Raw genomic sequence first — 11,304 nt, forward strand, 5'->3', positions numbered from 1 at the left:
CCCCGCCACTTGCCCGTGCCGGCCTGCGCCGAACCTGTCAGGAGATCGCCGTGCGAACCTTCCGCCGCCGGGCGCTCACGCTCGCCGCCCTGCTCGCCACCAGCAGCGGCCTCGCCGTCGTGGCGGCACCCCCGGCCGCGTTCGCCGCGCCGGCCCTCACCGTCAGCGCGACCACCGGGCTGACGGACAAGCAGCAGGTCATCGTCAACGGTTCGGGTTTCACCCCGAACCTGAAGCAGATCGCCGTCGGTCAGTGCGTCGCCGGTTTCAAGGGACCGACCGACTGCAACCTGTCCGGCGGGGCCGCGTTCGTCAACGCCGACGGCAGCGGGAAGCTGCCCACGGTCACCCTGAAGCTGGCCCAGAAGTTCGGCGCGTTCGACTGCACCAAGCGCGAGTGCGTGGTCGCGGCGCAGATTCTGCCCACGAGCGGCAACGCCGAACAGGTCGAGGCCAACAAGGTCTCGGTGACGTTGACGTTCGGCAAGAAGCCGGCCCAGAAGCCCTCACCGGGAACCCCGTCCGCGACCCCCGCCGCGCCCTCGGCGCCGGCGGCCACGCCGGAAGCCACCACGGCACCCTCGACCGGGCCGGCGGGCGCAGCCGGCACGTCGACCCCGACGCTGGTCGACGCCAACCCGGTGAGCGCCGGCCCGGACCGGTACGCGGTCACCGTGCTGGTCGGCTCCGGCCTGCTGTTGCTCTGCATCGGCCTGCTCGTGCTGATGCCCTACCGGAACCGGAGGACCCAATGACCCGAGGTCGTTATCCCGTCCGGGTGGCAGCGCTCGCGCTCGTCCTGGCGCCGTTGCTGCTGCTACTCGCGATCCCGGCGGCGGCCCCCGCCCGGGCGACGCCGCCGGCCGCGGCGGTCGGCCCCACGGCCGGGACGCTGGGCTGCCGGCTCTACTTCAACGACGCCGGCACCGGCAGCTCGCCGACGGTCTGGCAGGACACCTTCACCCTGACCCAGTCACCGGCCGCGCCGAAGGTCGGCGACACCGTGACCGTCACGCTCACGGCGAAGACCGGCCCCGACAACGGGCCGGTGGGGCTGAACGCCGGTGACGTGCCGGTGAACGTCACGCTGGCGCTGGGTGGCTCCCTCTCCGGCAGCGCGACACTGCGGATGTCCTCGTACCCGGCGCGGGCCGTCGCCCCGGAAGCGCCGCTCGGCCCGATCACCGCGACCGGCACCTACTTCGCCTCCGCCGCCGGAGCGGCGACGCTCACGGTCGGGCGGGTCACGTTCACCAACGCCTCGGCCACGACGCACTGCTCGGCGGCCGGCGACCGCGACCACAAGGCGGCACCGGCGCCGACCTCCATCGTGGAGAGCTTCACCGTCGGCGGTACCGGCACCGCGACCCCACCGCCGAGCCCGTCCGCCTCCGCAACGCCGTCGCCCTCCGCAAAGCCGTCGTCCTCCGCGAAACCGTCGCTGTCGCTCCCGCCGTCGGCGACGGACGACCCGCCGACGGCAACCGACGAGGTCGACACGCCCGCCCAGCCGTTCGGCCCGAAGAGCGTGAAGCTGAACTGCAAGACGCTGAGCAGCCTCTCGTCGTGGACCGCCACGCACACGCTGAGCATGTCGCCCAGCAACCCTGGGCGGGGCGCCAAGGTGACGGTGCGCCTGAAGTTCTCGGCCGGCCCGAAGAGCGGACCGGTGCCGGTCGGTGCCGGCGATCTGGTGCCCAAGGCGACCGTCAAGGTCGGCGGGGTGGGCAGCGGTACGGTCAACCTCCAAGGCCCGGCGTACGGCGCGATCGACGCCAACGCCGTCCTGCCCGGCGCGACGCTGACCGGGACCTACACCACCTCGCAGGCAGGGCTGGTGTCGCTGACGGTCACCAACATCGTCTTCGACCACCCGCAGGTCGACACCGAGTGCAACGCGGGCGCGGACCCGGTGACCGGCCCGGCGGCGACGTCGATCGTCGCCAAGTTCACGGTGAAGTCGCGGGCCGCGACCGGTGACGAGGGCGAAGGCGGCGGCGGTGGCAATGGCGATGGCGGTGGCAATGGCGATGGGTCGCTGCCGAACACGGGCGAGGGGGGCGTGACGGCGCTGCTGCTGCTCTGGTCCAGCGCCGTGCTCCTGCTCGGTGTCGGCCTGGTCGTGGTGCTGCCGAGGCGTCGCGGAATCCCGCGGAGCTGAGCCGGCGAACGGCGCGGGCCGGGGATTCCTCCCCGGCCCGCACCGCTGGCGTGTTGCCGGCAGCTCCGGTGTCAGTGCTCGCGCAGCAGGGAACCGGCGCCGTACACCTTGTCGGTGATCCCGTTCTCGCGCAGCGCCATCCACCAGGTCGCCGCGTTGATGGCGATCACCGGCTTACCGAGCCAGCGTTCGGCCTCGTCGGCCAGCCCGACCATCGACAGGTTGGTGCCGCACTGGACCAGGGCGTCGACGTCCGGGCCGTCCACGGCCAGCAGCGCCCGGCGCAACTCGTCCTCCGGGACGTGGGCGATGGAGACCGCGGTCGGGCACTTGAGACCCTCGATCGCGACCACCTCGAAGCCGATCTCGGAGAAGAACTGCTCGACGTTCGTGTCGCCGATCGGTTGGTACGGCGTCACCACGCCGATCCGGCGGGCGCCGTAGAGGCGCAGTGCCCGCTCACACGCCTCCGCGCCGGTCGCCACCTCCAGCCCGGTGATCGCCTTGATCTGGGCGACGAACTGCCGGTTGCCCTCGACGCCGCCCCAGAACGTCTCGGCGGACATGCCCATCACCATGTAGTCGGGCTCGCAGGTCAGCACCCGCTCGCAGGCCCCGCCGATCTCGTCGCGGATCTGGGTCAGGAGGTTCTCGAAGTTGCCGTCGCTGGAGAGGTCCTGGTCGCGGATGTGGATCCGGGAGAAGTGCGCGGTCACACCGGGCACGGTCATCCGGTAGAAGTCCGGCTCCACGATGGTGTTCGTCGACGGGGCGATGACGCCGAACTTGCGGCGCCAGCCGAGCGCGTCGGTCATGAGCGGACAACTCCTTCCTGGGCGGGGGTCGGGTGGGACGTGGTCGAGGCCCGGTGGTGCGCGCGCACGGTCAGCCACGCCGCGGCCAGCAGCGCCGCCTGTCCGAGGGTGTTGGTGCCCTGCTCGACCCACTGCATGGCCAGGGTTTCGTGATCGGGATGGTTGCGCAGCGGCACCAGCAGCAGCACGCAGGCCAGCCCGGCGACGTAGAGCGTCACCGCGGCCCAGGCGCGCCGCCGGCCGGCGATGATCGCGGCCAGGACGCTGATGGTGGTCACGCCCGTGGTCGCGAGGGCGAAGACGGGGGCGAAGACGGCGTACGCGGCGGCCACGCCGGCGGTCACGGCCAGCACGGCGGCGAACGGCCACCACGGCAGGCTGCGCCCGCGCAATGCGCTCGCCAGGCCCCAGATCAGCCCGACCGCGCCGAGCGCCATCAGCGGAAACAGCGCCGCCTCCAGCCAGGGCAGGTCGATCGAGAACCCGGCCAGCAGCAGCTTCCAGGTCGACTTTGCCAGGCCGCCGAGGCCGATGAGGACGGCGCTGACGTGGGCGACCGGGCCCACCCGCGGCACGACCCGAGCGGAGAGCCCGGCGAGGATCCAGAACCCGACCAGCGCCAGACCGGTCGGCACGAAGTCCTCCAGCGCGAGGACGACGGTGTAGTCGCTGCCGATCACGACAGGTGCTCGCGCCGGTTCACCGCGGGGACGCCGACGGAGTCGCCGAAGAGGTCGCGCTTGCGGAAGCCGGCGACGGCGAACCGAGCGGCGGCCTTGCGGCTGGTCAGCCAGGCGGCCCGGCTGCCGTTGCGGCCCCCGGCGAGGACCCGGTCGGCCAGCCACGGGGTGACCGTCTCGACCCGGTCACCGAGGATGTTGAAGATCTTTTTGGCCTTCGCCAGTTCGTCCGGCGGGTAGTCGTGAGTGAGCAGGTCGGTCACGACGATGCCGGGGGAGAGGTGGTGCACGGTGACCCTGTCGGCGACCCCGGCTGCGGCGAGCTCCTTGGCCAGCCCGTCGGTCAGGTAGGTGACCGCGCGCTTCGATGCCCCGTACCCGGTCAGCCCCGGCCGGGCCTGGCCGTTGGAACCGAAGCCCTCCATGTTCCACAGCGCGCCGCGGCCCTGCTCGATCATCGCGGCGAGCACCACCGCGCTGGCCCGGGCCACCCCGCCGAGGTTCGCCGCGAGCACTCCGTCCAGCTCTGCCGGCGGCAGCTCCCACAGTGGGCGGCGGGCATGGTTCGTGCCCGCATTGTTGATCCAGATGTCGACCCCGCCGAACGCCTCGGCGGCCGTCGACCAGAGCACTGACACGTCGGCGCGGTCGGTGACGTCCGCACGTACCCCGAGTACCTTGGCTCCGGCCGGCACCGAGGCTTCGGAACGCAGTGTGGCAAGCGCCGTTGCCACCGACTCCGCGCTGCGTCCGCAGAACGCGACCCGGGCGCCGCGGGCCAGCAGCGCGCGTACCAGGCCGGCACCGATCCCGCGGGTGCCGCCGGTCACCACCACCGCGGTCATCCGGCTGCCTCCCAGGCGAGCAGGCCGTGCAGGACGCTGTCCAGCACGTTGCCCCGGAACAGCTCGTACACCACGGCGAGGCGCCCGCCGGCGGACATGCCCGGTTCGGCGTCGATGGCGAACTCGCGTCCCTTGACCTTCCACACGTCGCCGCCGTCGGCGTGGAAGTGCCAGGACGGGTAGCTGGCGCGGCCGAAGCCCTGCGCGTTGCCCCAGGCGTCGGGGCCCTCGAAGAACAGCCGGTCGCCGTCGCGGCGCTGCTCGACCATGTACCGCCGGTCCAGGCCGGCGCCGGTCCAGTGCACGACCCGGCGGGTGCGGAGCAGGTCGATCGGCTCCAGACCGAGGCGCACCGCGACCGTGCCGCGCAGCTGCTGGTCGGCGCCCCACAGCTCGCAGCTACCGGTGAACGCGCCGGCCTGCTTGGTCGGCAGGATGTACGGCACCGGCCCGCGCCGCTCTTCGGCGGACAGGAACCGCGTCACCCGCTCCCGGGTGTCCGGGTTGGTGTCGTGGTCGAAGCTTCGCGTGTAGACGCCGTTGAAGCAGCCCACCACAGCCCAGCCCTGGTAGAGCATCGACGAGTAGACCTGGGTCTGGCCGTCGGGCAGCACCTGGTTCCAGGTGTTCAGGTCCACCTGCCAGCCGGGGCCGTAGTAGTGGGCGTCCACGAAGGACCCGTACGGCTGGCCCGTGCCGAAGAAGTCGGGGCCGGTGTAGGCCCGATCGGCGTCGGAGTCGATCACTCTGAAGGCGAACGGCGCGCCCAGCCGGTAGCGCCCGGCCAACTCGCCCCCGCCGACCAGCCCGCCGTCCATGAAATACGTGGTGACGCCGTCGGAGAAGACCGACGAGCGGCGGATGTCCTCGAAGCCCTGCCAGACGCCGGTCGCGGTGAACAGCGACGGCCGGCCGTGCCACTCGCCGGCGATCCGCTGCTGCCACTCGCTCGGTTCGGAGTCCGCCGCTACGGTTGTCGGTGCGGTGGGCTCACTCATTGCCGATCAGCTCCGCTCGGATCCGGTCGGTCGCCGGCTCGCCGATCAGCCGGGTGACCCGGGCCCAGACCGGGTCGACGTCGGGGCTGAACAGGTTGACCCGTACGGCGGTGTCCCGGGCGGCCAGGTCGGTGTCGGCCAATCCGGCCACGACGTCGGCCGGCAGGCCGTCGGTCACCAGCGCGGACCAGTGCTCGGCGTACGCGGAGACGGCGGCTCCGATCTTCCGGAACGACTCCTCGGTGGCCCGGCCGACCAGCATCCACGGCGACATCAGCGCGCACTGGCGGGGCCCGATGTCGGCCCGGCTCAGCCCGTCCATCGCGCTGGCCTCGGTGAAGACCGCGGTGAGCGGCTGGTACGCCGAGTCCAGGTAGGGCAGGTGGCTGCTCAGCTCGGCCCGGGGGATCAGGTCGAGGTGATAGGCGTAGTAGTCGCCGCCGTACACCGAGTCCAGGGTGAAGTGCGGGACCGCGCTGTCGGCGGCGGTGAAGGCGAAGACCATGTGGCTGTCGAGGCGGATCATCGGGACGACCAGCCCGACGTAGACCACCTTGGCCACCGGCTGGCCCGGTGCGCCCCGCCAGACCCGCAGCGCACCCACCGGGTCGGGCGACATCGGGCTGCTCAGCGGCTCGTCGATGACCGCGGTGAGCGGGTGCCGGGCGGTCAGGTGGGCCACCGCGTTCTCGCAGAGTTCCAGCGGGAGACTCATGCCTGCTCCTTCGTCGTCGTCGCGCTGCTGGTGGGGTTCGCCTGCGCCTCGGCTCCTGCGGCGGCGTCGGCGCCCTCCTCCTCGGTGATGCGTTTGAGCCCGGTCCGCTGCGCCTCCGCCACGGTCGGGTGGTCGCCCTTGGCCTTGTGCACCCAGGCGCGGGCGAGTTCCGGGTTCTCCCGGCGGGCCGGCGACGGGATGACGGTCGCCTCCCGCCGTGGCACGTCGCCCGTGATCCGGTCGGCGTCGGAGAGCATCCAGCCCTGCTCGGCCAGCTCCTGTCGGCGTCGCCGGTAGTGCACCGCGATGAGGTCGCTCTTGACGTGCAGCTCCGCGCCGAGGTCGAACGGGAGCAACTCGGGGCGGACGTTGTTCACCACCTCGGCGTCCTGGTAGAAGATCTTGAGGACGCGCTGCACCGCGTTGCGGTTGGCCCAGGCGCCGGTGAAGAAGGTGCGCAGGGCGACCCACTTGACCAGGGTGGTCGTCTCGTCGATCGGGATGTTGGTGTCGTAGATGATCAGGTCGCCGATCGACAGTCGGACGTGCAGCTTGATCATGTTAGGCAGCATCCAGCCGGCCGAGGTGACCACCGGCGGGCGGTTGGCCAGGTCCGCGTTGTTGCGGCTGATCAACGACCAGAGGCCCTTCGAGCGCGGTGGGTGCAGGCTGACCGTGGCGTACGCCGACCACTCGTCGCGCACCTCGACCTCGTACTCGGGAACCTCGGGCTTCTCCCGGTTGCCGAACACGCTGCCGTGCACGAAGGGTGCGTGTGCGATGTCGCAGCCGTTCTCCAGGATCCGTTCGTAGTTGGCCTTCCACAGGAACTCGCCGGTCACCGCGCGGAACTTCCCGCCGTTCTCCACCAGGTTGTCGAACTCCGGCCAGAGGGGGATCGGCGGCCGCTCGGCCTCGGGCAGGTCACCCATGAAGACCCAGACGAAGCCGTAGCGCTCCTGCACGGGGTACGAGTCGACCCGGGCCTTGGTGGGGATGCCCCGGCCGGGCTGATTCGCCGGGATCTTCGTGCATGCTCCGCCCGGCTCGAACTGCCATCCGTGGTACGGGCAGACGATGTTGTCGCCGGCCGTCCAGCCGCCGGAAAGCGCCGCGCCCCGATGCACGCACAGGTCGGACAGGGCTACCACGCGCCCGCTCGGGGTGCGGTAGAGAGCCAGGTACTGGCCGAGCACGGTGATCCGGGCCGGCTTGGTGGTGACCCGGTCGGAGAACTCGACCGCGTACCAGAAGTTCTTGAGCATGGTGGCTTACCTCCGACGGAACGAGGCGATCGAAGAGGTGGTGTCGAGCTTTGCCAGCAACCGGTCGAAGCCGTCGGCCGGTTCGCCGCGAAGGTGGACGGCGAGGAACCCGGACAGCAGGTCGACCACGAGCGCACGGGTGCTTTCCGGGTCGGCGGTCGCCTCCTCGTCGAGGAAGGCGCGCGCCGAGGTGGGGTCGAGCGGGTGCACGATGCCGAAGTGGTTGGCACCGGCCAGCCGCACCAGCAGGTTGGTGCCGCCCGCGTCGGGCAGCGCCTCGTCGAAGGTGCGGGTGATCGGGTCGGCGCGGGTGGCCGCGTCCTCGCCGTACCGGTCGGCTGAGCCGTTGATCACGCCGTCGTTGGTGCCGGCGAGCAGCATGACCGGGCTGTTCACCTGGGCCGGCAGCACGGTGCCGGCCGGCCAGCCGAGCATGGTCGCCACCATGGTGTGCGCCCCGTAGGTGGCCACCGCGCGGACCTCGGGCAGGAAGCGCGCCGACTGCAGCGCCACCGTGCCGCCGGCCGAGTGACCCACCAGCGCCACCCGGTCGAGGTCGAGCAACCCGTCGAGCGGCCCGGTGAGCTGCGCCAGCGAGTCGAGCACCGGGCGCAGCGACGGGCTGGTCGGTCGGCTGCCGTAGCCCTCCGGCCGGGCCGCGTCCAGGTCGACGCCGGGAGTGATCCCGTGCAGGCCGGCGAAGAGCACTCCGACCCAGTCGTAGGTCACCGCGACGACGCCCCGGGCGGCCAGCTCCACCGCCAGCCAGCGGTAGGCGTCCTGCCCGACGTTGACGCCGGAGACCAGCAGGACCACCGGGTACGGCGCCCCGGCCGGGTCGGCCGCCAGCACCCCGCTGAGCCGCTCGGCGTCCGAGCCGGTGGGCCGCGCCGGGTAGTAGACCCGCAGGTGCGCGGTGTCGAACGGCGCCGGCGCGCCGGGGACGCGTACGGCCCACCAGACCGACCGGACACCGCCTTCCTGCGCACCGCTCATGCCGACGGCCGGGGGAGTTCGCGGTCGCCGCCCCAGAGCGCGCGGACGAGCCGGTTGGTGGTCTCCTCGCCGAAGTAGCGCACGCCCATCACGTTCGCCGGGTCGCGGTCGGCGATGTTGCGGCGGATCCGCAGATCGGTCTCGGCGAGCGCGGCCCGCTCCTCGGCCGGCACCGGCTCGGCCTCGTCGACCCAGCGCAGCCAGCGGTCGACGTGGGCGTGGGTCACCTGGCTGACCTTCTCGATGTTCTCCGGGCTGCGGTCGAAGGAGTAGCAGTACGCCGTCGGCGACAGGCTGGCCCGGATGAACCCGGCCCGGCTGACGAAGTAGTCGAACGCCGGGTCGGCGCGCAGTTGCAGCCACTCCTCGTTGACCGGCTCGTAGTACTTGTCGTAGTAGTCGCCGTGCTCGACCATGTTGACCCGGGGCACCGAGTCGACGTAGAACCAGCCGCCGGGCCAGACCAGCAGGGCCAACCCCAGGTGCGGCACCCTGACCTGCGGGCCCAGCCAGCACGTCAGGTGCAGGTTGGCGAAGCTGGCCGCGGGGTTGCCCAACCAGGAGCGTACGAGCCAGTCGACCTCGGGCCCGGTGTACGCGGCGAGCGAGCCGCCCGGTCCGTTCGGGTAGTCCCCGTAGTGCTCCAGCGGCTCGGTGGACGGGTCGCGGGTCAGCTCGAACCGTGCGTCGATCTTGGCCTTCAGCTCGTCCAGGAGTATCTGGTAGCGGTGGAACGTCTCGTGGACGTCGACCGTGGGGGAGTCGTCGAGCATGTCCTCGACGGGTTTCAACGTGTCGGCCACGGGTCAGCGCCTTTCGGTGAGGGCCTGGACGAGCCGCCACGGGCGGCCGTCGACGAGGTCGGTTCGGCGGGAGACGAGCCGGTTCGCCGCCTGCGCCGGGGTCACCACGGCATGCGTGACGGGCCGGTCCGCGGCGATGTCGGTGCGCAGCGGGCTGCTGATCCGGCCGGTGAACGGTCCGGCCCAGGTGGTCCAGAGGGTGAAGTCGGCGCTGAGGGCGAAGACGGCGGCGCCCGTGCCGAGGCGCCCGGCGGCGATCACGTTGAGCCGGTTCTCCGCGGCCCGCTCCGGCAGGCCCAGCGCCAGTTCCCAGGGCTCGCGCGGGGTGAACGGCACGGCGACCACATCGGCGTCGGCGAGCGCGGCGAGCCGGAACGTCTCCGGGAAGATCGCGTCGTCGCCCACCACGATCGCGAGCCGCCCCCAGGGCAGGTCGAAGGTGCGCAGCGCGCCGCCGGGCCGCACGGCGTCGCGGGCCGCGCCGGCCCGATGCAGTTGTGGCTGCTCGCCGACCACGCCATCCGGGCCGATGAGCAGCCCGACCGGACCGTCGGGGCCGAGAGCGGTGGCCACGGCGTACCCGTCGGTGCCGCGCAGCGCCGGTGCCAGCGCCGTGGCCACCTCGGCCGGCCCGACGTGCGCGCCGAGGGCGTTCTCCGCGAGCACGGCGAGCAGCGCGCCCTCGGCGACCGCCTTACCGAGCAGGTCGGCCGCCTGGCCCGGGTCCCGCGGCCGGACCACGGCGACCGGCAGGCTCGGTACGCCGGGCGGCCGGCGGCGACCGGCCGGTGCGTCCCCGAGTGGGCCGTAGAGTTCCGGTCGGCGGGCCGCGAGGATGTCGCTGCCGTCCGGGCGGTGCTTGTCGTCGGCGCGCTCGACAGCGATGTCGGCGATGACGACGGCCTCACCGGTGCGCGGGCCCCTGGCCACCACCGTGCCGTCCGGCGCGACGATCTGCGACTCGCCGGCCCCGTGCAGCCACTGCTCCGGCACGCCCAGGCCGCGGCTCATGGCCGGCAGCTGCTCGGCGGGCAGCAGCGGGCCGACCTTGTTGGCGGCGATCACCCAGACCCGGTTCTCCGCGGCCCGCACCGGAATGTGCAGCGCGGCCTCATCGGTGGCGAACGAGTTCAGGCTGTTGAGCAGCACCTGCGCGCCGCGCAGCGCGAGCCCGCGGGTGGTCTCGGGAATGACGCCCTCCATGCAGGCGTACATGCCGAGCCGGCCGAGCGGGGTGTCGAGCACCGGTCCGACCCCGGTCGCGGGGTCGAGGTGGTCGTTCTCGGCGCCCATCAGGACCTGCTTGTCGCAGCTGCCGAGCAACGCCCCGTCCGGGCCGAAGAGGAAGTTGGTGCCGCCGGTGCGCCCGTCGGGGTAGGCGTGCGTGACGTTGATTTTGAGGTGCACCCGATGCTCGGCGGCGCTCGCGGAGATCGCGGTGAGGAAATCGTCGCCCGGCCGGGTGGCCAGGGCGTGTGCCTGGGCGCGATCGGTGTACCAGGCCAGGTGGTTGCAGAACTCGGGCAGCACCACGAGTTGTGCGCCCTGTCGGGCGGCGTCGGCGACCAGGCGCAGGCAGGTGGCCAGGTTGGCCTCGATGTCCTGGCCGGCCTCGAACTGTACGGCGGCAACCCTGATGGTCATTCCCGCTCCGGTTCCCCTGGCGAAACGCTGTTTCCAGAACATACACTCGGGCGACGCCGGGGAACAGGGGGACGAACAGGTGTTTACGCACGTGGTTCTGATGAAGTTCGCCGATGCGGCCGATGCTGCCAAGGCGAAGTCACTGCTGGAAGGTCTGGCCAGCACAATTGATGAGATCGCGACGCTGACCGTCGCCCTGGACACGCTGCGGACCCCGGTCTCCTACGACCTGTGCATGATCAGCACACACACCGACGCGGACGCGTTGCGCGCCTACCAGGCCCACCCCGCCCACCTGGAGGTGGCGGGCTGGCTCAAGCCGCGCCTCGCGGCCCGCGTCGTCGTCGACTACTGACGGCAGCGCTGGACCGACGCGGCCCGG

The 11,304-nt window shown here is 72.1% G+C and carries 12 protein-coding genes; 3 read left to right on the top strand and 9 right to left on the bottom strand.

Translation table 11 applies throughout. The features are described from left to right. Nucleotides 1-50: 50 nt before the first annotated feature. Nucleotides 51-755 carry a neocarzinostatin apoprotein domain-containing protein gene (locus tag OC439_RS13850; RefSeq protein WP_262013749.1) on the top strand — a complete coding sequence of 235 codons (705 nt, stop codon included), beginning with the start codon at nucleotides 51-53 and terminating at the stop codon, nucleotides 753-755. 23 nt (nucleotides 756-778) lie between these two features. Continuing rightward, a complete protein-coding gene (locus OC439_RS13855; RefSeq protein ID WP_262013750.1) occupies nucleotides 779-2,161 on the top strand; it encodes a hypothetical protein in 1,383 nt (460 codons plus the stop codon). A gap of 71 nt (nucleotides 2,162-2,232) precedes the next feature. On the opposite strand, the gene OC439_RS13860 is transcribed toward OC439_RS13855, so the two are convergent. Genes OC439_RS13860 through OC439_RS13900 form a run of 9 tightly spaced genes read right to left on the bottom strand, consistent with a single transcriptional unit; the run spans nucleotide 2,233 to nucleotide 10,922 of the window. Then, the gene (locus tag OC439_RS13860) at nucleotides 2,233-2,976 is read right to left on the bottom strand and encodes an arylmalonate decarboxylase (RefSeq protein ID WP_262013751.1); all 744 of its coding nucleotides are present in this window, start codon (nucleotides 2,974-2,976) and stop codon (nucleotides 2,233-2,235) included. After that, complete coding sequence (locus tag OC439_RS13865) at nucleotides 2,973-3,656, bottom strand: hypothetical protein (protein WP_262013752.1); 684 nt, start codon at nucleotides 3,654-3,656, stop codon at nucleotides 2,973-2,975. The genes OC439_RS13860 and OC439_RS13865 overlap by 4 nt, the downstream gene beginning before the upstream one ends. After that, nucleotides 3,653-4,501 (bottom strand): SDR family NAD(P)-dependent oxidoreductase, encoded by an 849-nt coding sequence (locus OC439_RS13870; RefSeq protein ID WP_262013753.1) that lies wholly within the window; start codon nucleotides 4,499-4,501, stop codon nucleotides 3,653-3,655. Before OC439_RS13870 ends, OC439_RS13865 begins: the two co-directional genes overlap by 4 nt. Further along, nucleotides 4,498-5,499, bottom strand: coding sequence for a hypothetical protein (locus OC439_RS13875; RefSeq protein ID WP_262013754.1), 1,002 nt, complete (start codon nucleotides 5,497-5,499; stop codon nucleotides 4,498-4,500). Before OC439_RS13875 ends, OC439_RS13870 begins: the two co-directional genes overlap by 4 nt. Continuing rightward, a complete protein-coding gene (locus OC439_RS13880; RefSeq protein ID WP_262013755.1) occupies nucleotides 5,492-6,214 on the bottom strand; it encodes a hypothetical protein in 723 nt (240 codons plus the stop codon). Before OC439_RS13880 ends, OC439_RS13875 begins: the two co-directional genes overlap by 8 nt. Further along, a complete protein-coding gene (locus tag OC439_RS13885) occupies nucleotides 6,211-7,479 on the bottom strand; it encodes an aromatic ring-hydroxylating oxygenase subunit alpha (RefSeq protein ID WP_262013756.1) in 1,269 nt (422 codons plus the stop codon). Before OC439_RS13885 ends, OC439_RS13880 begins: the two co-directional genes overlap by 4 nt. Before the next feature lie 6 nt (nucleotides 7,480-7,485). Then, a complete protein-coding gene (locus OC439_RS13890) occupies nucleotides 7,486-8,475 on the bottom strand; it encodes an alpha/beta hydrolase family protein (protein WP_262013757.1) in 990 nt (329 codons plus the stop codon). After that, on the bottom strand, nucleotides 8,472-9,278 hold the full coding sequence (locus tag OC439_RS13895; protein ID WP_262013758.1) for an oxidoreductase: 807 nt from the start codon (nucleotides 9,276-9,278) through the stop codon (nucleotides 8,472-8,474). The genes OC439_RS13890 and OC439_RS13895 overlap by 4 nt, the downstream gene beginning before the upstream one ends. A 3-nt stretch (nucleotides 9,279-9,281) precedes the next feature. Further along, the gene (locus tag OC439_RS13900; protein WP_262013759.1) at nucleotides 9,282-10,922 is read right to left on the bottom strand and encodes a nitrilase-related carbon-nitrogen hydrolase; all 1,641 of its coding nucleotides are present in this window, start codon (nucleotides 10,920-10,922) and stop codon (nucleotides 9,282-9,284) included. Here OC439_RS13900 and OC439_RS13905 point away from each other — a divergent pair. Further along, on the top strand, nucleotides 10,915-11,277 hold the full coding sequence (locus OC439_RS13905) for a Dabb family protein (RefSeq protein ID WP_262013760.1): 363 nt from the start codon (nucleotides 10,915-10,917) through the stop codon (nucleotides 11,275-11,277). The two genes, OC439_RS13900 and OC439_RS13905, sit on opposite strands and share 8 nt — an antisense overlap. The last annotated feature ends 27 nt before the right edge of the window (nucleotides 11,278-11,304 follow it).

The organism is Micromonospora sp. Mcm103 (assembly GCF_024519755.1).
Classification (GTDB): domain Bacteria; phylum Actinomycetota; class Actinomycetes; order Mycobacteriales; family Micromonosporaceae; genus Micromonospora; species Micromonospora aurantiaca.

What these genes read in the sequence shown, in the direction of transcription:
- OC439_RS13860 (WP_262013751.1), bottom strand. Translation starts at nt 2,976, where the DNA reads ATGACCGACGCGCTCGGCTGGCGCCGCAAGTTCGGCGTCATCGCCCCG.
- OC439_RS13870 (WP_262013753.1), bottom strand. Translation starts at nt 4,501, where the DNA reads ATGACCGCGGTGGTGGTGACCGGCGGCACCCGCGGGATCGGTGCCGGC.
- OC439_RS13875 (WP_262013754.1), bottom strand. Translation starts at nt 5,499, where the DNA reads ATGAGTGAGCCCACCGCACCGACAACCGTAGCGGCGGACTCCGAACCG.
- OC439_RS13880 (WP_262013755.1), bottom strand. Translation starts at nt 6,214, where the DNA reads ATGAGTCTCCCGCTGGAACTCTGCGAGAACGCGGTGGCCCACCTGACC.
- OC439_RS13885 (WP_262013756.1), bottom strand. Translation starts at nt 7,479, where the DNA reads ATGCTCAAGAACTTCTGGTACGCGGTCGAGTTCTCCGACCGGGTCACC.
- OC439_RS13890 (WP_262013757.1), bottom strand. Translation starts at nt 8,475, where the DNA reads ATGAGCGGTGCGCAGGAAGGCGGTGTCCGGTCGGTCTGGTGGGCCGTA.
- OC439_RS13905 (WP_262013760.1), top strand. Translation starts at nt 10,915, where the DNA reads ATGGTCATTCCCGCTCCGGTTCCCCTGGCGAAACGCTGTTTCCAGAAC.
- OC439_RS13900 (WP_262013759.1), bottom strand. Translation starts at nt 10,922, where the DNA reads ATGACCATCAGGGTTGCCGCCGTACAGTTCGAGGCCGGCCAGGACATC.